The organism is Enterococcus alishanensis (assembly GCF_019218635.1).
GTDB lineage: Bacteria > Bacillota > Bacilli > Lactobacillales > Enterococcaceae > Enterococcus_A > Enterococcus_A alishanensis.
Genome location: NZ_JAHUZB010000001.1, coordinates 45,570 through 65,532, shown reverse-complemented (window position 1 = coordinate 65,532; position 19,963 = coordinate 45,570). Strand labels below are relative to the sequence as shown.

General features: G+C 38.2%; 25 protein-coding genes and 2 tRNA genes. 1 reads left to right on the top strand and 26 read right to left on the bottom strand.

The annotated features are described in order from the left end of the window. Positions 1-97: 97 nt before the first annotated feature. Positions 98-706 carry a TetR/AcrR family transcriptional regulator gene (locus tag KUA55_RS00360; protein ID WP_218324185.1) on the top strand — a complete coding sequence of 203 codons (609 nt, stop codon included), beginning with the start codon at positions 98-100 and terminating at the stop codon, positions 704-706. Between the two features lie 36 nt (positions 707-742). Here the strand turns inward: KUA55_RS00360 and KUA55_RS00355 are convergent, their stop codons facing one another. The 26 genes from KUA55_RS00355 to KUA55_RS00230 all read right to left on the bottom strand — a co-directional run bounded on the left by KUA55_RS00355 (position 743) and on the right by KUA55_RS00230 (position 19,944). After that, on the bottom strand, positions 743-916 hold the full coding sequence (locus KUA55_RS00355) for a hypothetical protein (RefSeq protein ID WP_218324184.1): 174 nt from the start codon (positions 914-916) through the stop codon (positions 743-745). Positions 917-1,030: 114 nt separating this feature from the next. Next, positions 1,031-1,102: transfer RNA gene (locus KUA55_RS00350), tRNA-Gln, on the bottom strand. Between the two features lies 1 nt (position 1,103). Next, positions 1,104-1,187: transfer RNA gene (locus KUA55_RS00345), tRNA-Tyr, on the bottom strand. Between the two features lie 78 nt (positions 1,188-1,265). Continuing rightward, complete coding sequence (locus tag KUA55_RS00340; protein WP_218324183.1) at positions 1,266-1,493, bottom strand: DUF2969 family protein; 228 nt, start codon at positions 1,491-1,493, stop codon at positions 1,266-1,268. A gap of 84 nt (positions 1,494-1,577) precedes the next feature. Continuing rightward, on the bottom strand, positions 1,578-2,222 hold the full coding sequence (locus tag KUA55_RS00335) for a CBS domain-containing protein (RefSeq protein WP_218324182.1): 645 nt from the start codon (positions 2,220-2,222) through the stop codon (positions 1,578-1,580). Positions 2,223-2,225: 3 nt separating this feature from the next. Then, positions 2,226-2,927 (bottom strand): ABC transporter ATP-binding protein, encoded by a 702-nt coding sequence (locus KUA55_RS00330; RefSeq protein WP_218324181.1) that lies wholly within the window; start codon positions 2,925-2,927, stop codon positions 2,226-2,228. A 1-nt stretch (position 2,928) separates the two neighbouring features. Further along, positions 2,929-3,693: an ABC transporter ATP-binding protein gene (locus KUA55_RS00325; protein WP_218324180.1), complete on the bottom strand. Its 765-nt coding sequence runs from the start codon at positions 3,691-3,693 to the stop codon at positions 2,929-2,931. Continuing rightward, positions 3,674-4,648: a branched-chain amino acid ABC transporter permease gene (locus tag KUA55_RS00320; RefSeq protein ID WP_218324179.1), complete on the bottom strand. Its 975-nt coding sequence runs from the start codon at positions 4,646-4,648 to the stop codon at positions 3,674-3,676. Before KUA55_RS00320 ends, KUA55_RS00325 begins: the two co-directional genes overlap by 20 nt. A 9-nt stretch (positions 4,649-4,657) precedes the next feature. Then, positions 4,658-5,536: a branched-chain amino acid ABC transporter permease gene (locus tag KUA55_RS00315; protein WP_218324178.1), complete on the bottom strand. Its 879-nt coding sequence runs from the start codon at positions 5,534-5,536 to the stop codon at positions 4,658-4,660. A gap of 69 nt (positions 5,537-5,605) precedes the next feature. Further along, the gene (locus KUA55_RS00310; protein WP_218324177.1) at positions 5,606-6,784 is read right to left on the bottom strand and encodes an ABC transporter substrate-binding protein; all 1,179 of its coding nucleotides are present in this window, start codon (positions 6,782-6,784) and stop codon (positions 5,606-5,608) included. Positions 6,785-6,972: 188 nt separating this feature from the next. Then, the gene (locus KUA55_RS00305; RefSeq protein WP_218324176.1) at positions 6,973-7,428 is read right to left on the bottom strand and encodes a GNAT family N-acetyltransferase; all 456 of its coding nucleotides are present in this window, start codon (positions 7,426-7,428) and stop codon (positions 6,973-6,975) included. After that, a complete protein-coding gene (gene yidD, locus KUA55_RS00300; RefSeq protein ID WP_218324175.1) occupies positions 7,415-7,693 on the bottom strand; it encodes a membrane protein insertion efficiency factor YidD in 279 nt (92 codons plus the stop codon). Before yidD ends, KUA55_RS00305 begins: the two co-directional genes overlap by 14 nt. 52 nt (positions 7,694-7,745) lie before the next feature. Beyond that, the gene (locus KUA55_RS00295) at positions 7,746-7,922 is read right to left on the bottom strand and encodes a DNA-directed RNA polymerase subunit beta (RefSeq protein ID WP_218324174.1); all 177 of its coding nucleotides are present in this window, start codon (positions 7,920-7,922) and stop codon (positions 7,746-7,748) included. 11 nt (positions 7,923-7,933) lie between these two features. Then, positions 7,934-9,235, bottom strand: a complete 1,302-nt coding sequence (gene murA / locus KUA55_RS00290; RefSeq protein ID WP_218324173.1) for a UDP-N-acetylglucosamine 1-carboxyvinyltransferase — start codon at positions 9,233-9,235, stop codon at positions 7,934-7,936. Between the two features lie 45 nt (positions 9,236-9,280). Continuing rightward, the gene (locus KUA55_RS00285) at positions 9,281-9,514 is read right to left on the bottom strand and encodes a DUF1146 family protein (RefSeq protein WP_218324172.1); all 234 of its coding nucleotides are present in this window, start codon (positions 9,512-9,514) and stop codon (positions 9,281-9,283) included. A gap of 167 nt (positions 9,515-9,681) precedes the next feature. After that, the gene (locus tag KUA55_RS00280; RefSeq protein WP_218324171.1) at positions 9,682-10,113 is read right to left on the bottom strand and encodes a F0F1 ATP synthase subunit epsilon; all 432 of its coding nucleotides are present in this window, start codon (positions 10,111-10,113) and stop codon (positions 9,682-9,684) included. A gap of 13 nt (positions 10,114-10,126) precedes the next feature. Beyond that, a complete protein-coding gene (atpD, locus tag KUA55_RS00275; protein WP_218324170.1) occupies positions 10,127-11,527 on the bottom strand; it encodes a F0F1 ATP synthase subunit beta in 1,401 nt (466 codons plus the stop codon). Positions 11,528-11,549: 22 nt separating this feature from the next. Next, positions 11,550-12,452 carry a F0F1 ATP synthase subunit gamma gene (locus KUA55_RS00270; protein WP_218324169.1) on the bottom strand — a complete coding sequence of 301 codons (903 nt, stop codon included), beginning with the start codon at positions 12,450-12,452 and terminating at the stop codon, positions 11,550-11,552. Between the two features lie 15 nt (positions 12,453-12,467). Beyond that, a complete protein-coding gene (atpA, locus tag KUA55_RS00265; RefSeq protein WP_218324168.1) occupies positions 12,468-13,994 on the bottom strand; it encodes a F0F1 ATP synthase subunit alpha in 1,527 nt (508 codons plus the stop codon). A gap of 16 nt (positions 13,995-14,010) precedes the next feature. Continuing rightward, positions 14,011-14,553 carry an ATP synthase F1 subunit delta gene (gene atpH, locus KUA55_RS00260; RefSeq protein ID WP_218324167.1) on the bottom strand — a complete coding sequence of 181 codons (543 nt, stop codon included), beginning with the start codon at positions 14,551-14,553 and terminating at the stop codon, positions 14,011-14,013. Continuing rightward, positions 14,543-15,064 carry a F0F1 ATP synthase subunit B gene (atpF, locus tag KUA55_RS00255; RefSeq protein WP_218324166.1) on the bottom strand — a complete coding sequence of 174 codons (522 nt, stop codon included), beginning with the start codon at positions 15,062-15,064 and terminating at the stop codon, positions 14,543-14,545. Before atpF ends, atpH begins: the two co-directional genes overlap by 11 nt. Before the next feature lie 66 nt (positions 15,065-15,130). Then, complete coding sequence (atpE, locus tag KUA55_RS00250) at positions 15,131-15,343, bottom strand: ATP synthase F0 subunit C (RefSeq protein WP_218324165.1); 213 nt, start codon at positions 15,341-15,343, stop codon at positions 15,131-15,133. Between the two features lie 28 nt (positions 15,344-15,371). Then, positions 15,372-16,091: a F0F1 ATP synthase subunit A gene (gene atpB, locus KUA55_RS00245; protein ID WP_218324164.1), complete on the bottom strand. Its 720-nt coding sequence runs from the start codon at positions 16,089-16,091 to the stop codon at positions 15,372-15,374. A 286-nt stretch (positions 16,092-16,377) separates the two neighbouring features. Then, the gene (gene smpB / locus KUA55_RS00240; protein ID WP_218324163.1) at positions 16,378-16,842 is read right to left on the bottom strand and encodes an SsrA-binding protein SmpB; all 465 of its coding nucleotides are present in this window, start codon (positions 16,840-16,842) and stop codon (positions 16,378-16,380) included. A 1-nt stretch (position 16,843) separates the two neighbouring features. Next, a complete protein-coding gene (rnr, locus tag KUA55_RS00235; protein ID WP_218324162.1) occupies positions 16,844-19,207 on the bottom strand; it encodes a ribonuclease R in 2,364 nt (787 codons plus the stop codon). Continuing rightward, on the bottom strand, positions 19,207-19,944 hold the full coding sequence (locus KUA55_RS00230) for an alpha/beta hydrolase (protein ID WP_218324161.1): 738 nt from the start codon (positions 19,942-19,944) through the stop codon (positions 19,207-19,209). The genes rnr and KUA55_RS00230 overlap by 1 nt, the downstream gene beginning before the upstream one ends. Between the last annotated feature and the right edge of the window lie 19 nt (positions 19,945-19,963).

Below are 19,963 nucleotides of genomic sequence, written 5' to 3'. Positions count from 1 at the left end.
TTAGAAAGATTTTAAATAATATGCAACAACCAAAAGTGAGAAAAGTGTGAGATAAACAACAGCTATCTTAATAATGTTGTCAAAAGAAGGGAAAAAAATGACAAAAAAAACTGATTTACGTGTAAAACGTACCCATAAAATGATAATTGAAGCATTTATTCGTTTAGTCGAAGAAAAAGGCTACGATAATTTAACCGTCCAAGAGATTGCTGACGAAGCGATGATTAATCGTGCAACTTTCTATGCTCATTTTAAAGACAAGCAAGATTTATATGACTTCATTTTTCATAACGCTATCGATGCTTTCGTCTCGGTTTTAGATCCTGATCAGATTGTCCAAGGCAATCGACTAAAAGTGAAACAAGTCGAGGTGGTATTAACAAACATCTACAAGCAAATCCATAACAATAAACAATTCTTTTTAACGGTCATGGATTCTTCCGGAAATGAAATGATGCGCAAAGAAATTGCGGACATTTTAGATGAAAAATACGCCCATGTCTTTCAACGGCTAAAAATTACCGAAAATGATATTGAGGTTCCGATGGATTTTATTATTGAATACATGACCTCAATCTTCGTTGGGACACTTCATTGGTGGATTACTAGCGAGACAACGATGGATGCCAACAGCTTGGCGAAGTTAGTTATCAAGTTGGTGGGAAATGGTCATTTGACGATTTTAGGCATTGAGATTGATCATTAAAAAAAGCCTGCTGAAGAAATTCAGTAGGCTTTTGCTTTAATGATTTTTAGCTTTCCATTTGATTGTGTGGCGAGTAGGGCGCTTTTTGTTTAGTTTTACGCCTTTGTTCTTATTAGTCAGCTCTACCATTACGTCATATTTATCATCTTTTACAATGTCATATACACGTTCTGCTGCATCGCTAATGATTTCAGTCATTTTCTTTTTCATTTGTTTCCCTCCTATTTAACCATCTTGTTCCTTTAAATTTAGCGCAAATCTGGTTTGGCATCAAGCAAAAAGAAAAAGAGATGCCGATCCGAAGACCTGCATCTCTTAAAATGACTGGGGTAGCTGGATTCGAACCAACGCATGAGGGAGTCAAAGTCCCTTGCCTTACCGCTTGGCTATACCCCAATGGTGGAGGAGAGTGGATTCGAACCACTGAACCCTAAGGAACGGATTTACAGTCCGTCGCGTTTAGCCACTTCGCTACTCCTCCAAAAATCAAGTTTTCTGAAAAACCCGACTCAGTTATAATACCCAACTTTAAAATAAAATGCAAGACTTTTCTTTCAATTTATTGATGCAAATTATAGTTGGCAATGACTGCTTCAAAAGCATCATCAATTTTTTTGAAATTTCCTAATAAAGTTCCTTCAGCATAGGCTTGAAATCCCTTTATTTCTCTAATTTCGCCAATTTGTTTCTTGCCTGCAAAAAGCTCAGTGACACTGACTTTTTGTCCATCTAGCATAACTTCTTTTTCATTTCCTTTAATTTCAATATCTTTATTTTTTTTCGACATGTTATCCCTCCGCAGAAAACATTTTACCATAGCTGTAGGCAAAAAGAAAAAAATCCGAGACAAAAGATCGCCTCGGATCAAATATTATGGATTGGTCACAACTGCTCGTTGAACATTGAAGCCGGCGTCTGTTAAGACTTGAGAAATAGCTTCAGCATCTTTAGAAGATATTTGAAATTCCATCACAGTCCCAGTTTTTGCATGATCGATAATGACCGTTAAAATATCGTAGTCATGGTCGGCTAAAACTTTTGCTACTTCAGCTAATAAGCCTTTACGGTCTTCCTTTACAGCAATCTGAATCCGACTGCCACCTTCGTGATAACCAGTTATTTTTAAGAAGGCATCAAAAATATCGTTGTTGGTAATAATTCCCACCAATTGATCGTCTTTTAATACCGGTAGAACATTAACATTTTTTTGGCGCATCTTATAAATCGCGTCTTCTAATTGGGCATCTGGATCAATCGTTGCTACTTTTTCGATCATCACATCTGCCACCACAGTTTTATTTAATAAATAATTGGTTTCATAAACACTTAAACTAGTTGTCGTTGAAGGTAATGCTTCTTGAATCGTTCCTTCTGTAATTAAACCAACCAATTTATCCGCCTTAACGACTGGTAAACGATGAATATCGTGTTTTTTCATTAAATCTACCGCATCAAAAATTTTCGTTTGGGGATCAACTGTTACTAGCTCAGCTGCCATAAAATCTTTTACACTCATTTTTTATCCTCCTAAATATGCTTTGCGCACTTCATCACTCGCCAGTAACTCTTCACCAGTTCCGCTTAAAACAACTTCACCAGTTTCTAAGACGTAGCCGCGATCAGCAATTGATAAAGCCATTTTGGCATTTTGTTCAATCAATAAAACCGTCGTTCCTTGTGCTTGAATGGCTTGAATAATATTGAAAATCTCTTTGATAAAAATTGGCGCTAGACCCATTGATGGCTCATCTAATAATAGTAAACGAGGTTTAGACATTAATGCCCGACCCATTGCTAGCATTTGTTGTTCCCCACCAGATAGTGTTGAAGCATCTTGACTTAAACGTTCCTTTAAAATCGGGAAACGCTGATAAATCGTTTCGTACTCTTCACTTAGATTTTTTTCTTTCCGTAAATAGGCACCCATCTCTAAATTTTCCTGAACAGTTAGACCAGAAAAAACATGACGACCTTCTGGTACTTGCGAAATCCCTTTGGCAACAATTTTTCGTGGAGCTCTTTTTTGGATTTCTTCACCTTCAAAGGTAATTTTACCTGCAGAAGGCTGAATTAGTCCTGAGATTGTATGAAGAATCGTCGTTTTTCCAGCACCATTTGCACCGATCAAAGAAACAATTTCCCCTTGATTGACTTCAAAATTTACATCGCGAACAGCTTGGATGACACCATAATGGACGGCTAAATTTTCAACCTTTAACATCTTACAGGTCACCTCCTAGATACGCTTTGATTACTGCCGGATTACCTTTGATTTCTTCAGGTGTTCCTTCCGCTAATACACGACCATATTCCAGTACATAGATTCTTTCACAGACATCCATGACTAAACTCATATCGTGTTCGATTAAGAGAATCGTAATCTTAAATTCAGCCTGGATTTTACGAATTAATTCTGTCAAATCAGCCGTTTCTTGCGGATTCATCCCAGCAGCTGGCTCATCTAAAAATAAAATTTTAGGATTCGTTGCTAACGCCCGGACGATTTCCAGTCTACGTTGTTCACCATAAGGAAGGTTCTTTGCCAAATTTTGAGCTTTTTTCTCTAAACCAAAAATCGCTAATAATCGAAATGCTTCTTCTTCTAGTAACGCTTCTTTTTTATAAAAGCTTGGTAATCTTAAGACACTTGAAAGAAAACTTTCTTTATTTTTACTATTCATAGCAATTAGAACATTTTCCATCACTGTTAAATCTTTAAATAGACGAATATTTTGAAAGGTTCGGCTCAATCCTAAATCAGCAATCGTATAAGGCTTCTTGCCATTTAAACGTTGATTGTTTAGTAATACATCCCCTTCACTAGGTTCGTATACGCCAGTGATTAAGTTAAACAATGTCGTTTTACCGGCACCATTGGGTCCGATTAAACCAACTAATTGATTTTCGCCTAATTCCATGTTGACATTAGAGACTGCCGCAAGTCCCCCGAAATTTTTAGTTAACTCTTTAATTTCCAACAGAGGCATTTTGGTCATCTCCTTTTTTAAATTTATTGACAATTTTCTTCACAGAGAATTCTCTCGTACCTAGAATCCCACCTGGACGGAAAATCATTAATAAGATTAAGGCCAAGGCATAAATGATCATCCGTAATGCACCAAAATCTTGTAAATACATATTGATAATTCCTAAAACAATTGCTGCAACAAAACTACCAGTCACACTACCGATCCCACCTAATACTACCATGATTAAGACATCCACTGATTTAGTGAAGGCAAAATCTTTTGGTGCAATTGATTGAAGATAGCCGGCATATAACGAACCAGCAATCGCTGCGGTCATAGCTCCTAAAGCAAAAGCAACCACTTTAAATTTCGTCGTGTTAACCCCCATCGACTCGGCAGCAATTTCATCTTCACGAATAGCCATCGTCGCACGACCAGCACCTGAACGAATATAGTTCACTAAGATTAACGTAGTAATCGCCATAAAGCCGTAGACCATCTGCCAATTAACAAAAGGTAAGATTCCAAAGATACCAGAAGGTCCGTTAGTGATTTCATCAAAATTAATTAATAAAATTCGGATAATTTCGGCTACCCCTAGTGTAGCAATTGCTAAATAATCTCCACTCAAACGTAAAGTTGGTATTCCTACGGCTACAGCCACGATACCAGCAATCACAACACCAGCTGCCATCCCTAAGAAGAAGCCACCATAAGTTGGCAGTTGCATTGAAATTAAGGCTGCTGCGTATGCACCAATCGCCATAAAACCAGCGTGACCTAGTGAGAACTGACCAGAAAAACCGATAATTAAGTTTAAACCCACCGCTAAAATAACGTTAATGCCAATTTGAACCAAGACATTGTCTAAAAATAGATTGACCATCCCCGCTGAATAAGCTGCATACAAAGCAAAATATCCAAGAACAATGATGGCTAACCAGATAATATTATAAGTTAAATTCTTTTTCATAGAAGCCACCTACACTTTCTCTTTAATATTTTTGCCTAAGATACCAGCTGGACGAATCAATAGAATAATAATCAAGACAGCATAGACCGCTGCATCTTTGAAATCTGAAAAACCTAATGCAGTCGTAATTGTTTCAATCAAGCCAATCGCGAAACCACCGATTGCTGCCCCTGGAATAATCCCAATACCACCTAAAACGGCTGCGATAAATGATTTCAAGCCAGGAATATAACCCATCATTGGTTCGATTGAGTTATAGTACAAACCAATCATCATCCCGCCGGCAGCTGCTAAAGCTGAACCTAAAGCAAAAGTAAATGAAATCGTCCGATTCACATCAATACCCATTAATTGAGCTGCTGAAGCATCCACACTAACTGCCCGCATGGCTTTCCCCATTTTGGTCCGTTGAACAATTAAATTTAATAAGATCATTAAGAATAAAGAAACAAATAAAATCATTAATTGAATATTTGAGACTTGTAAAAAGCCTAAACGATAGGTATGCATTTCAATCACTTGCGGGAAAGGCCGCGTATTTGAGCTGAAAAAATAAATCATAGTATTTTGTAGCAAATATGAAACCCCAATTGCAGTAATTAAAGCGGCAATCCGCGTAGAATTTCGTAATGGTCGATAAGCTAAAAATTCGATCACGACACCTAAGGCCGCACTACCAATCATCGATAAAATCATCGCTGGGAAAAAGCCCATATTAAATTGATTAATTAAAAAGTAACCGATGAAGGCACCGATCATATATATTTCCCCATGGGCAAAGTTAATCAGCTTAATAATGCCGTAAACCATCGTGTAGCCTAATGCCATCAAAGCATAAACACTACCTAGGAATAAGCCGTTAACTAGTTGTTGTATGATAACTTCCATTGTCTTCCTCCAAATTTTTGTCTAAAAAACGGCAAGACAAGCAAACTTGCCTTGCCGTACAGGATTCTTCTAAGGGTTCACAGTTTCTGCTGAACTTTCTTTTCCATCTGTTAAGCCTAACACTACTGCTTGTTTTTCAGGGTTATGATCTTTATCCATAGTCATAGTACCTGTTACACCAACGAAATCTTTCAAGTTAGCCAAGCCTTCTTGAATCGCTGTTGAGCTTGCTTCACCTTGATCTTCGATAGCTTGTTTAATCATGTAAACTGAATCGTAAGCTAAAGCATTGAAGGCAGATGGTTCTTTGCTGTATTTCGCTTTGAAAGCATCAATAAATGGTTGAACTTTATCATTTGAAGGAGCATTCACTGAGAAATGACCAGTGTAATAAACATTGTTTACATTTGCTGCACCAGCTGTTTCAACTAATTTTTCATCACCGAAACCATCTGCACCGATGATTGGTTTGTCGATACCCATCTCACGCGCTTGTTTGATGATTAAGCCAGCTTCAGTATAATAAGCTGGGATATAAAGTACATCGTAGTCTAAATCTTTTACTTTTGTTAACATCGCTTGGAAATCTTTGTCTCCAGCAGTAAAGTTTTCTTCAGCAACAATTTCACCTTTATAAGTATCTTTGAAGGCTTTGGTTAAACCAATTGCATAGTCACTAGAGTTATCACCCAAGATGACTGCTTTAGTCGCACTTAAGTTTTCTTCAGCGTATTTCGCTAATACAACCCCTTGGAAACTATCTTGGAAACAAGCCCGGAAGATATAGTCTTGTACTTTATCCTTTTGTACTGTGATTGAATCATCTGTACCAGAAGGTGTTACTGCTGGTACTTGTGCTTTTGTAATATTAGGTAAAGTAGCTTTAGTCGCTCCTGATGTTGCTGGTCCGACGATAGCAACCACACCATCATTAGTAGTTAAATTAGCTGCTACTGATGCTGCTTCATTGTTATCAGATTTGTTATCTTTTGAAACATACTCGATTTTTTTACCGTCAATTCCGCCAGCGTCATTAATTTCTTCAATCGCTAACTTGACCCCTTCATTTTCAGCTTCACCATAGGCTGCTACTGCACCTGATAATTCAAAGTTACCACCGATCTTGATTGTGTCGCCGTCTGACTTGTTGCCGCCGCCTGAATTGTCATTTGTCGCTGAAGGTGAGCCACAAGCACCGAATAAGAATAAGCCGGCTGCTAGGGCCGCTACCAATGTACTTTTTTTCATCTTTTTTCCCCCTAATTGAATTATGATAATTGGATAAGATAATTAAAAATATATAAGAAATCAGAAGTAATGTCAATTGAATTTTCTGAATTTTTTTACAATTTGTCGGAAATTTTCCGATTATTCAATCAAATTGAATAAAAAGCAGATTTTTGCACAAAAAAAGCTATAACTCATTATTTTTTGAGTTATAGCTCTTTTCGTAAAATAATTTGATCTCTTAATTGTTTTCCGTCTTCAATAATTGGTTCTTCGTAATGAAGCACAAAATAATCTTTTTGAACTTCGACAATTTCAAAACCAAATTTTTGATACAGTGCCAATGGTATCGGCGGATAATCACCAGTTTTTACTATGGCACTTTGATAGTTTCCTCGCACTTCTTTAAAAAATGCAGTCAAAAGTTGACTAGCAATTTTTTTATTTTGATAGGCTGGTGCGACTGCCAAATTTTTTATCTCTACTTCATTTTCACTAATCCCTTGATAAACTAAGACCCCAACGATTTCTTCTAAACGATAAACTAGTAGCTGGCTCTCTGATAAATAGTTTTGGATCATTTCTTTACTAGGATCAGCTAATAATAATAAATCCCACGGCACAGGTTCTTTCGGATCTAGTAGTTGAATTTTATTTTTTTCCATAATCAGGCTCCTCTTCATCAATTTTATTTTTGTGAAGAGAAAATTTCACAGGAACATAATCGATTCCACCTTTTGCAAAGGGCTGACATCTTAAGATACGCGAAATACCCATTAATAATCCTTTGAAGGCTCCATGGACTTGAATGGCCTTAATCATATAGCTTGAGCAGGAAGGATAATAACGGCAGCTAGGAGCAAATAACGGTGAAATAAATTTCTGATAGCCTCTAACCAAACCAACCATTGCTTTTGATAGTATATTCATTGCCTTTCCCTTTCTAACAAAAAAGCCGAGACAATTGCGTCTCAGCTAAAATTTATTGCATGAATTCTAAAATGTGACGCCATACCCCGGGTAATAGGACACTAAATGGATTGCCATCGCCCACAACACCAAAACCAATCATACTACCAATAATAAATAGCAAGACACCCGCTAATAAAATGGCGACAATTTTGATTAAATTTCGTAAGATATGTTCACTTGCACTCATTTTCTAACTCCTTACGCCATTACTTTAGAAACTTCTTTAACGACGTTTCCTTCAGCATCTACTCGTTCAATATCAGCACCTAAAGCAGCCAATTTAAGATGGAATTGATAGTAACCACGGTCTAAATATTTTAAGTTGCGGACTTGTGTTACACCATCTGCCCGTAATCCAGCTAAAACTAAAGCGGCAGCAGCTCTTAAATCAGTTGCGTAAACTTGCGCACCTTGTAAGTTTGTATTGCCAGAAATAATCGCAATATTATTGTCAATCTTAACTTGTGCGTTCATCCGACGCATTTCTTCCAAATGTTGGAAACGATTTTCAAATACCGTTTCAACTGTTCGGCTGTTTCCTTCAGCTACTAATTGAATCGCAGTCATTTGCGCTTGCATGTCTGTTGGGAAACCAGGATGTGGCATTGTTTTAATATCTGTTGCTTTCAAATGTTTTGGTCCAATAATCCGAACCCCATCATTTTCATCAATGATATCAACGCCCATTTCAGATAATTTAGAAATCAAAGGACGATTATGCTCAGAAATTGCATCTTCGATCAAGACGTTTCCTTGTGTCATAGCAGCGGCAACCATAAAGGTACCAGCTTCAATCCGGTCTTGCACGATTGAGTGAGTTACAGCATGTAACTGTTCCACTCCTTCAATCCGCATAGTTTCAGTACCCGCACCATAAATGTGGGCACCCATTTTATTTAAAAAGTTGGCTAAGTCAACGATTTCTGGTTCTCTTGCCACGTTTTCAATGTAAGTTGTTCCTTTGGCTTTAACAGCTGCCATCATAATGTTTTGTGTGGCACCCACACTTGGAAAATCCAAATAAATTCTTGCGCCGATTAATTGATCTGCAACAGCCTCAATATAGCCGTTCTTTTGAACAATTTTCGCGCCTAGAGCTTGAAAACCTTTCAAGTGAAGATCCACCGGGCGTTCACCAATGGCACAGCCGCCTGGCATAGCAACTTTAGCATGACCATTACGTGCTAATAATGGGCCCATCACAACGATTGAAGCCCGCATTTGACTAACATATTCATAAGGTGCTTCAACAGCTAAATCCTTTGTCGCATCAATTGTTACTGAGCGATTAGCTTGATCAAAAGCAACTTCAGTGTTTAAGTGACGAATCACTTGGTTCATTGTAAATACATCTGATAAAATTGGTACATTATTTAAAGTAGTTATGCCTTCTTCGGCTAATAAGCTTGCTGCTAAAATTGGTAATACTGCATTTTTCGCGCCTTCAATTTTGACTGTTCCTTTTAGTTGTCTGCCGCCACGAACAATAATCTCTTCCATTGTGGTCCCTCCAAAAAATCTCGCTAACGAGTCCTTTTTATGTACTTAACGATAAGTTAAAAAAATGTTGCGACACAGTGCGATAATTTCTAAAAAGAAATTACTACAAGTAAAGCCTAAAGCAATCGCAATCATCATGATGCCCATCCGTACTTGCTGCACGTGATAAGCCTTAAATAAGTTTTCAACTCGCAATGATTTTAATGCCCAAAATGCCAAATAAATAAAAGCAAAATGTGACACAATCCGAATCATTGCATCTATCCCAAAAACCTGCATCTGTTGTCTTCCTTTCGTGAAAATCAACATAATGGATTATAGCATAAAATGTTTTAGGTGAGTATGTTTTGCAGACTATTAAGGTTGTTTAAAGTTTTTTAAAAATCTTTTGAGAAAAAATTACAAAAAAGTCAGGTTTACAATAAATGTCAACCTGACTGTTAATATTAATTATGTTTTGATACTTTCAAACGATTCATCGCACGGTGCAAGGCAACTTCCGCTCTTCGTAAAGAATCGGCATCTTGCGTTGCTTTGGCTTCTTCAATCGTTCTTTCAGCTCTTTGTTTTGCACGTTCAGCCCGTGAAACATCGATATCCCGTTCCCGTTCAGCTGTATCGGCAATAATTGTCACTACGTTGTTTCTCACTTCTAAAATACCACCATTGACAGCAATCCAATCGACATGAGTTTCATCGTCTACACGACGCACTCGTACTTCATCGATGGCTAAAGGCACAATAATCGGTGCATGGTTAAGTAGAATTCCGAGCTCGCCACTAACAGTTCGCGCAACCACTATTTGTGCATTGTGGTCGTAGATTAAACCATCTGGCGTCACAACGTTAACAGTCAAAGCCTGTTTTTTCTCTTCCATTGGGCACCTCTTTCTAGTTGCCTAAAGTTTTTGCTTTTTCAATCACTTCATCGATGGTTCCGACACTTCTAAAAGCATCTTCTGGCAGATCATCGTATTTACCTTCAAGAATTTCTTTGAAACCTTTGACAGTTGATTCAACTGGAACATAAGAACCTGGTTGTCCGGTAAATTGTTCTGCAACGTGGAAGTTTTGTGATAAGAAGAATTGAATTCGACGTGCCCGCGAAACAATCACTTTTTCACGGTCAGATAATTCATCCATCCCTAAAATAGCGATAATATCTTGTAACTCACGGTAACGTTGTAAAATTCTTTGGACTTCGGTTGCTACTTGATAATGTTCTTCTCCAACAATTTCTGGTGCCAAAGCACTAGAAGAAGACGCTAACGGATCTACCGCAGGATAAATCCCTTGTTCGGTTAATTTACGTTCCAAGTTAGTCGTTGCATCCAAATGGGCAAAAGCAGTTGCTGGTGCCGGATCGGTATAGTCATCGGCTGGTACATAAATCGCTTGGATTGATGTAATAGAACCTTTTTTGGTTGAAGTAATCCGTTCTTGTAATTGACCCATTTCAGTCGCTAAGGTTGGTTGGTACCCAACGGCAGAAGGCATCCGACCTAATAAGGCAGAAACTTCTGAACCAGCTTGAGTAAAACGGAAAATATTATCGATAAATAATAATACGTCTTGACCAGCTTCATCACGGAAGTATTCCGCTAAAGTTAAACCAGTTAAAGCAACCCGCATCCGCGCACCTGGTGGCTCGTTCATTTGACCGAAGACCATCGCAGTTTTTTCAATAACGCCAGAATCTTTCATTTCAAAATAAAGGTCATTTCCTTCACGCGTCCGTTCACCAACACCGGTAAACACTGAAATCCCACCATGTTCTTGGGCGATATTATGAATTAATTCTTGAATCAAAACGGTTTTACCAACACCGGCACCACCGAACAATCCAACTTTCCCCCCACGTAAGTAAGGAGCTAATAAATCAATAACTTTAATCCCAGTTTCTAAAATTTCATTACTGGTACTTAAATCTTCGAAGGCAGGAGCTTTTTTATGGATACTTGAACGTTCTGTATCTTCTGGGAAAGGTTCCAACGTATCAATTGTTTCACCTAAAACATTAAACACACGTCCTAATGTTTTTTCTCCCACAGGAACAGAAATGGCTTTTTCCGTATCAATTACTTCCATTCCACGCTGCAAACCGTCAGTGGATTCCATCGAAATCGTCCGAATCACACCGTCTCCAAGTTCTAACGCTGCTTCTAAAACAACTTTCGTTTTATCATTTTTATAAACAACTAAGGCATTGTTAATATCTGGTAAGGATTGATCTAAAGAAAATTCCACATCGACAACGGGACCAATAACCTGAACAATCTTGCCTGAACTCATATTTTTTCCTCCAATCTCGAAATTATTCTAATGCGGAAGCTCCGCCGACAATTTCGGTAATTTCTTGAGTGATCGCCGCTTGTCGTGCGCGGTTATAAGAAATTGTTAAATCACCAATAATATTTTTGGCATTATCTGTTGCTGTCTTCATAGCAGTCATTCCAGCAGCGTGTTCAGCTGTTTTGGCGTCAATAATAGCACCATAAATCAAACTTTCTGCATACTGTGGTAATAACTGATCCAAAATGGCTTCTTTGGAAGGTTCAAAAATATATTCTTCTTGATATTCTTTGGCTTCGGTTGGATCCAAATCAGAAATCGGCAGCATTTTTTCTACGCGATATTGACTAGACAATGAATTTACATGATGGTTGTAACAAACATACAATTCATCAAACACCTGGTTTTCATACATACTAGTCGTCATAGAAACAATCTTACGAACTTCATCAAAACTCGGGTTATCCGATAAATTTCTTAATTCATAAGCTACTTTCATGTCCCGAGTCTTAAAGAAATCAGCACCTGTTCCACCAATTGCTAATAAAACATATTCATCGGAAGCATCATGATCGCTTTCCAACATACTCATTGTTTGTTTCAAGATCGAACTATTATAACCGCCGACTAAACCACCATCAGAAGTGATGACGATATAGCCAGTCTTTTTAACTGGTCGACTTTGCAACATACTATGATAATTAATATCACTGTTGGGACTATCAGAATTTGCTAATTCTGCCAATTCATTGGCGGTCAAATGAGTTAATACTTCCCGAACTTTTGATGCATAAATTTGAAAGCGCGCGGAATATCCTTCAGATTTAGTTAGTTTAGCAGCTGAAACCATCTGCATAGCACTGGTGATTTGACTAGTTTTTTTAGTCGATGCAATCCGTGTTTTTATTTCATTTAAGGATGCCATTTACTTTCACCTCACTTATGCTTTTGGCACATTTTGGCTGGCTGTATCAAAAATATCTTTAAATTCTTGAATGGCCGCGTCGAATTTTTCTGTATCTGGTAAGTCTTTGGTTTCTTTTATGATGTTAAATAGATCAACATGATTGGTATCAAAGTAATCAAACAGTTGACTTTCAAAATCTAAAATACTGTTGACTGGCACACTATCTAAAAATCCATGGGTCAACGCGTAAAGAATTGTTACTTGTTTTTCCACAGCTAAAGGAGCATGTAATTTTTGTTTCAACACTTCAACTGTTCGACGTCCACGATTTAATTTTGCTTGCGTTGCAGCATCTAAATCTGAACCAAACTGAGTAAAAGCTTCTAATTCACGGTAACTTGCCAAATCTAAACGCAAGGTACCAGCAACTTTTTTCATGGCTTTAATTTGCGCATCGCCACCTACTCGTGAAACCGATAAACCGGCATCCACGGCTGGACGATTCCCTGCATAGAACAAATCACTTTCTAAGAAAATCTGTCCATCAGTGATAGAGATTACGTTCGTTGGAATATAAGCTGAAATATCTCCAGCTTGTGTTTCAACAAATGGTAAAGCTGTTAATGAACCGCCACCTAACTCATCAGAAAGTTTAGCTGCCCGTTCTAACAAACGAGAATGCAAATAGAAAACATCCCCTGGATAAGCTTCACGACCTGGTGGCCGACGTAATAGTAAAGACAGTTCACGATAAGCAACCGCTTGTTTTGATAAATCATCGAAAACAACTAACACGTGTTTACCGTTATACATAAATTCTTCACCAATCGCTGTACCAGCATAAGGTGCAATGTATAATAACGGCGCTGGTTGAGACGCCCCGGCATTAACCACGATGGTATAATCCATTGCGCCATAACTTCTTAAAGTTTCAACTTGTGAGCGGACAGTTGATTCTTTTTGACCAATCGCCACATAAATACAAATTAAATCTTGGCCCTTCTGATTAATAATTGTATCGATTGCAATCGATGTTTTCCCTGTTTTACGGTCACCAATAACTAATTCCCGTTGGCCACGACCAATTGGTACCAACGCGTCAATCGCTTTTAAACCAGTTTGCATTGGTTCAGAAACTGATTTTCTTTGCATAACGCCAGGAGCAACTGCTTCAACTGGACGAGTATTAGTCGTTTCGATTGGACCTAAACCATCGATTGGTTGTCCTAAAGGATTTACAACCCGACCAATCATTTTTTCACCGACTGGCACTTCCATAATCCGGCCAGTTCGTTTTACTTTATCGCCTTCACGAATGGTTTCAAATTCTCCAAGGATAATAATCCCTACATCATTGCTTTCCAAGTTTTGTGCCATACCGTAGGAACCGTTGGTAAATTCCAAAAGTTCGCCACTCATGGCATTTTCTAACCCGTGAGCGCGGGCGATACCATCACCGACATAAGTGACTGTTCCGATTTCTTCAACAGAAAGTTTATTGTCGTAGTTTTGAATCTGTTCTTTGATTAAAGCACTGATTTCTTCTGCTTTGATGGCCATTTCTTTCACCTCTTCTTTATTTACCTAGTGCTGCCCGCAATCCTGCCAGTTGACTTGCTAAGCTGCCGTCTAATACGCGATGGTTGGCTTCAACCACGACACCACCTAAGATGCTTTCATCAATTAACGGTTTTAGCAAAGCTTTTTGATAGCCAAAAACCTCCGCCACTTTCGCTTCAATTTCTGCTTTTTTTTCTGGTGTAATTGCAACAGCTGTTGTAATCGTACCTTCTGCAATTTTATTTTTGATATCGTAACGACGATTAAATTCTTCAATCATAAAAGGCACATCATCTATTCGATTATAGTCAAAAACAACTTTTAAAAAGTTTTTAACTAGACCATCAAAATTTTGCAATAAACGATTCATAATGGCTTCTTTTTCGTCTCCCGTTAAGCGCACATCAGTTAAAATATTGCCTAAATCAGGAATCTCATCAAAGACACCATCAAGAATTATTAAGCTTTGGTAGACTGCATCGGTTTCACTGCCTTCTTCCGCCAATTCGAATAAGGCTTTGCCGTAACGTTTACCAACTGTATATTTATCAAGCTTCATGTTTTGTTTTTCCTAATTGATCAAGATATTGATTAATCAAGTTTTCATGCGCATCAGCAGATAATTCTTTTGATAAGATTTTTTCTGCGATTTCTAAAGAAAGGCTAGCCACATCATCTTTCACTGAAGTAAGCGCGTTTTCGCGTTCATCATTGATTTCCGCTTTTGCCCGTGCTTTTCGAGCAGCTACTTCAGTGTCAGTATCATTTAAGATACTTTGACGGGTCAATTCGCCATTTTCTTTGGCATTTTTGATAATTTCTGCTGCATCACTGCGAGAATTTGCCAGCTGGTCTTCTCGTTCTTTTTCAAGCTGGGTTGCTTTTAGCCGTGATTGTTCAGCAGAATCTAAATCATTGGCGATTTTATCTTCTCGTTGTTGCAGAATATTTTGGACTGCGCCCCAAGCAAATTTTTTCAATAGTATTAGTAGGATGATGAAGGCAATTGTGACAGCCATCAAATTCCCTAAGGTCGTATTGACTTGGGCAACTACTAGATGATTCAGCATACTGGTCTTCCTTTCTTTTGGTTTCTCCTACATAAAAAACAGCAACGACCTCCCGTTGCTTGAATTTTATTGGAATACCATCAATAGACCTAAAACGACACCTAGAATGGGCACAGCTTCAATTAAACCAACCCCGATAAACATTGTTGTTCTTAATTGTCCAGCCATTTCTGGTTGACGTGCCATAGATTCGATTGTTTTACTGATAACTTGTCCGTTACCAATACCAGCACCGATAGCTGCTCCTAAAATTGCAATCCCTGCACCGATAAAGTTCATAATAAATTTCCTCCTAATTGGATAATAGTTAATCTTCTAACTCAATTTTGTGACTAATATAAACCATTGACAAAGTAGTAAAGACAAACGCCTGGATACTACCGATAAATAATGAAAATGCAATCCAAATCATTTCAAGCGGAATCGCCAATGGTAAGGCAATCCAACCTGCACTGGTTACCATGCTGGCAATTACTGTCAGCAAAACTTCACCAGCATAAATATTACCGTATAGCCGTAGACCTAATGTAATAACATTGGTAAATTCTTCCAAAATCTTAATTGGAAACAGTGCTGGCATCGGTGCAAAAAATGAATTTTTCACATATCCTTTAAAACCAAAACGATCTGCTCCTAAGAAGTTGGCTAAGACCAAGACAAGTAAAGCTAAGCCCATCGTCACTAGCGGATCAGCTGTTGGACTCTTCCAATACGAGATCTCACTAGGCGAAACGATTTTTGTTACCAAACCAATTTGATTTGAGACAAAAATAAATAAAAATAAAGTGAATGAAAAAAAGCTAAAATTGCGAACCTCTTTTTTAGGCATGTTATCTCCGACAATGTTCGCCGTGAAATCAACCACCCATTCTATTGCGTTTTGTTTCCCAGTGGGTTTCATTTTTAAATTTCTGGTAAAAATAAAAACAATCAGAAAGACAATTAACACCGTCAACGCTAACATTGTCGTTACTGTACCATCAAACCATACCGGACCGATATGGAAAACCCAAGACTTTTCATCCAATCCATTTCACCTCTTTTCCCATTGACGTGCGTCTAAGTTAATGTGGCATTTGGCTATCAGTCAAAATACTACGCTATGTTACCACCACAAAAGGAAAATTTCAAAGAATTTTCGTGAAAATAGTTAAATAATCTTAAAGTATTATTCTAAGAAATATTTAATCTTTTTTTTATAGCGTTTTCTTACAATTTTACTTAAAACAGCCATCCTAAATTCTAAACAATCCTATCAAAATTCAAAGTGAAGTAAAGAAATTTTCATCAAATATGCGAAAAAGAATATTCTGTTAACGGCTGTAGTTTTTTAATGTTCGGCTGATTTGTCGATCAACGTCTTTACGTTTTAAAGCTTCCCGCTTATCATATTGATGTTTCCCCTTAGCAACCCCGATAAGTACTTTGGCAAAGCCATTTTTCATGTAAACTTTCAGGGGTACTAATGTGACACCAGGACTTTTCACTTCACCAGTTAAACGAGCAATTTGCTTTTTGTGTAGCAGTAGTTTCCTAGTTCTTAACGGATCGTGATTAAAAATATTGCCTTGCTCATACGGGCTGATGTGAACATTGTATAAGAAGGCCTCACCATTTCTAATACGGGCAAAGCCATCTTTTAAATTAATTCGGCTATTGCGAATCGACTTTATTTCTGTTCCTTGTAACACCATTCCTGCTTCAACGGTGTCAGTGATGGTGTAATCATGGCGGGCTTTTTTATTTTGGGCAATTAATTTCCCTTCGCCTTTTGGCATACTATCCCTTCTTTCGACCTTTTTTCTTTGGTTTTTTAGCTACGCTTTGATAAAAGGCTTTTTTATTTTTCGGTTTTTTCTTTTTACCTGAACCAGATTCTCGGTTGGGTTTCTTTGAATTAGATTGCTTTTTGTTAGTTGGTTTATCACGGCGACGACGGCGGTTTTGTGGTTGGTGACTTAGTTCCACCTCTGCCACTTCTTCTGCCGATAACAACTCAAAATCAATTTCTCTGGTTTCAGGATCAGCTTTAGTTACTTTAATGCGAACTTTTTGACCAATTTTAAAGGTTTGACGGGTTCTTTCCCCCACTAAAGCCAGTTGGTTTTCGATAAATTGGAAATAGTCTTGTTTCAACTCATTAACGTGTATCAGCCCTTCAACAGTGTTAGGTAATTCAATGAACAAACCAAATTTGGTCACTGAGCTAACAATACCGTCATATTCTTCACCGATTTTATCTGCCATGTATTCGGCTTTTTTCAGGCTATCTACATCCCGTTCAGCTTCTACTGCTCGGCGCTCCATTTGCGAGCTATGATCGGCAATTTCTGGCAAAGCCTCAGCCCAAACAGCTTTGGTTGTTTCACTTTGATCTTGACTATACGTCCGAATCAAACGATGAACAATCAAATCTGGATAACGTCGAATCGGCGACGTGAAATGAGTATAGTATTCTGCTGCTAAGCCATAATGTCCATAATTATCTTCAGAATAGCGCGCTTGTTGCATACTACGTAACAACATCGTGTTAATCACTGGTGCCTCAGGTTTATCTGCTACTTGATCAATCACTTTTTGTAAATCTTTTGGCGTAATGTTTTCTTTTGTTCCTTTGACTAAAATACCCAGTGCAGAGGCAAAATCAAAAAAGCGCTGCATTTTTTCTTCTTTTGGTTGTTCGTGGATTCGATAGATAAATGGAACTTTCAAGCGATTAAAATGTTCGGCAATCGTTTCGTTGGCTGCTAACATGAAAGATTCAATTAAGCGTTCACCCACACCACGTTCTCTTAATTGAATTTCTAACGGTGTCCCTTCAGGATCAACTAAGATTCGCGCCTCTTGATCATCAAAATTAATGGCGCCACGCTTGGTGCGCATCGCTTCTAAAATTTGGTGTAATTCCTTCATTAATTCAAACATCGGCACTAATTCTTGATATTGTGTCATCAACTCAGAATCTTGCTCCTCTAAAATGCCATTAACAGCACTGTAAGTCATCCGCTCTGTCGTTTGAATCACACTTGGGAAAATCTCATGTGCTACGACTTGACCGTTAGGTGTAATCTCCATCTCACAACTCATTGCCAAACGAGGTACTTTAGGATTTAACGAGCAGATCCCGTTTGATAAGCGTTGCGGAATCATCGGAATTACACGGTCCGTCAAATAAACGCTAGTGCCTCGTTCAAAAGCTTCTTGATCTAATAAACTGTCTTTTTCAACATAATAAGAAACGTCAGCGATATGGACACCTAGAAAATAATTACCATTGTCTAATTTTCTAACCGTCACAGCATCATCTAAATCTTTTGCATCAGCACCATCTATCGTCACAATTTGCTGATCCCGCAAATCTCTGCGACCAACTAAATCAGCTTCACTAATTTCATCTGGGACTTCATCAGCTGCTGCCATTACTTCGTCAGGAAAGCTAGTGGGAATCCCCAATGCAATAACAACTGATAAAATATCCATGCCGGGATCATTTTTATGACCAATCACTTTTGTGACTAATCCTTCTAAGCTAGTTGCGTAACCTTCTTCGGGAAAATGAGTAACTTCCACAATCACAATACTGCCATCCACCGGTTGAATTCCTTCAGCAGGAATATAGACTTTAAATTGACTGCTTTTTTTATCTTTAGGGATGACGAAACCATAAAGATCGGACTCTTTCATTTCATCTACATCAAAAGCGACAAACTCTCCGACGATTTGAGTGATTGCTCGTTGTTTAATCTTTAGGACTCGGCCTTCAGCACCACGCTCTGAAAAAGGATCGGCTGTCTTGATAATCTCGATTTCAACAGTATCACCGTTCATGGCGTAATGTGTTTCTTCTTTAGCGATATAGACATCCGGCTCTTCTGGGTCAATCGTAACAAAGCCAAAGCCTCGTTCGTTACTGCGGAAAATCCCCTCTATCGTGACTGCTTGCAGCGGCAATTTAATTTTCCCTTTTTGATTCAATGCGACTGATTTTTCTCTTTCCATCGCAGCAATTGTTTGGACCAATAATTTATAGTCCGCACTTTTTTGCATCTTTAAGGCTTCCGCAAGTTCTTCCATCGAAAAACTTTTCTTATTGGCCGTTTGCAAAAAAGTTAAAATTTCTTGTTTCATTGTTTTTCTTTCCATTATTCTCTCCATTCAAGTGTTGCTAAAAAATCAGCAACATCTCTTTCTAACTGATGGCGATCTACGCCGACAGTAATCACATGCCCGCTTTTCGGGTACCATTTCAATGTGAATTTAGTATTGGTTAATTTTTCAGCTGTCTTTAAAGCGCCTTTAGGATCAATCATCTCATCTTTTCCTGCTTGTGCTAAAAAGAAAGGTTGGCTTACTTGCTCTAATTGTTCATGGGTTATTTCTGCCTGCTTTTCAATCAGACTTAATTGTTTCTCAACTAAAGGCCGATAATCGATTAATAGTTGTTCCGTTGGTTGTTGATTTTTTTCCAAAACTTTCTGGGTATATAATAGGAAGTTTTCGACAACAGTATTTTTTACCGGCGTAATTGGTGAACAGAAAAAACCGCCACCTACCAGATCATTACCATATTCTGTCAAAGCTCGTGTAGCAAACACGCCACCCATCGACAAGCCAAAGACCGCCACTTGGTGACCTTTTTCTTGTAAAAAACTGATCGCTAAGCGAGTTTCTTGCCACCACTGCTCAGGATCTTTTTTCAAAATATCTAAAGGGTCTGCTGTTCCATGCCCTTGAAAAAGCGGTGCATAAACAGTGTAATCATATTTTTCTAAAGCTCGTGCCAGCATTCTTACGTCATTAGGACTGCCTGAATAAGCATGTAATAATAAAACGGCTTTATTTCCATGGGGAAAATAAAGCGCTTGTCTTGTTTGCGCCATAAAACAATTCCTTTCTGCG

Coding starts and splice junctions, on each gene's coding strand:
- murA (WP_218324173.1), bottom strand. CDS start 9,235: ATGGAAGAGATTATTGTTCGTGGCGGCAGACAACTAAAAGGAACAGTC.
- KUA55_RS00340 (WP_218324183.1), bottom strand. CDS start 1,493: ATGTCGAAAAAAAATAAAGATATTGAAATTAAAGGAAATGAAAAAGAA.
- smpB (WP_218324163.1), bottom strand. CDS start 16,842: ATGCCAAAAGGCGAAGGGAAATTAATTGCCCAAAATAAAAAAGCCCGC.
- atpH (WP_218324167.1), bottom strand. CDS start 14,553: ATGAAGCTTGATAAATATACAGTTGGTAAACGTTACGGCAAAGCCTTA.
- KUA55_RS00335 (WP_218324182.1), bottom strand. CDS start 2,222: ATGAGTGTAAAAGATTTTATGGCAGCTGAGCTAGTAACAGTTGATCCC.
- KUA55_RS00320 (WP_218324179.1), bottom strand. CDS start 4,648: ATGAAAAAGAATTTAACTTATAATATTATCTGGTTAGCCATCATTGTT.
- atpA (WP_218324168.1), bottom strand. CDS start 13,994: ATGGCCATCAAAGCAGAAGAAATCAGTGCTTTAATCAAAGAACAGATT.
- KUA55_RS00360 (WP_218324185.1), top strand. CDS start 98: ATGACAAAAAAAACTGATTTACGTGTAAAACGTACCCATAAAATGATA.
- KUA55_RS00315 (WP_218324178.1), bottom strand. CDS start 5,536: ATGGAAGTTATCATACAACAACTAGTTAACGGCTTATTCCTAGGTAGT.
- yidD (WP_218324175.1), bottom strand. CDS start 7,693: ATGAATATACTATCAAAAGCAATGGTTGGTTTGGTTAGAGGCTATCAG.
- KUA55_RS00330 (WP_218324181.1), bottom strand. CDS start 2,927: ATGTTAAAGGTTGAAAATTTAGCCGTCCATTATGGTGTCATCCAAGCT.
- KUA55_RS00310 (WP_218324177.1), bottom strand. CDS start 6,784: ATGAAAAAAAGTACATTGGTAGCGGCCCTAGCAGCCGGCTTATTCTTA.
- KUA55_RS00230 (WP_218324161.1), bottom strand. CDS start 19,944: ATGGCGCAAACAAGACAAGCGCTTTATTTTCCCCATGGAAATAAAGCC.
- KUA55_RS00355 (WP_218324184.1), bottom strand. CDS start 916: ATGAAAAAGAAAATGACTGAAATCATTAGCGATGCAGCAGAACGTGTA.
- KUA55_RS00305 (WP_218324176.1), bottom strand. CDS start 7,428: ATGGAAAAAAATAAAATTCAACTACTAGATCCGAAAGAACCTGTGCCG.
- KUA55_RS00270 (WP_218324169.1), bottom strand. CDS start 12,452: ATGGCATCCTTAAATGAAATAAAAACACGGATTGCATCGACTAAAAAA.
- KUA55_RS00325 (WP_218324180.1), bottom strand. CDS start 3,693: ATGCCTCTGTTGGAAATTAAAGAGTTAACTAAAAATTTCGGGGGACTT.
- KUA55_RS00295 (WP_218324174.1), bottom strand. CDS start 7,922: ATGAGTGCAAGTGAACATATCTTACGAAATTTAATCAAAATTGTCGCC.
- atpF (WP_218324166.1), bottom strand. CDS start 15,064: ATGCTGAATCATCTAGTAGTTGCCCAAGTCAATACGACCTTAGGGAAT.
- KUA55_RS00280 (WP_218324171.1), bottom strand. CDS start 10,113: ATGGAAGAGAAAAAACAGGCTTTGACTGTTAACGTTGTGACGCCAGAT.
- rnr (WP_218324162.1), bottom strand. CDS start 19,207: ATGGAAAGAAAAACAATGAAACAAGAAATTTTAACTTTTTTGCAAACG.
- atpD (WP_218324170.1), bottom strand. CDS start 11,527: ATGAGTTCAGGCAAGATTGTTCAGGTTATTGGTCCCGTTGTCGATGTG.
- KUA55_RS00285 (WP_218324172.1), bottom strand. CDS start 9,514: ATGCAGGTTTTTGGGATAGATGCAATGATTCGGATTGTGTCACATTTT.
- atpE (WP_218324165.1), bottom strand. CDS start 15,343: ATGAACTTTATCGGTGCAGGGATTGCAATTTTAGGAGCAGCTATCGGT.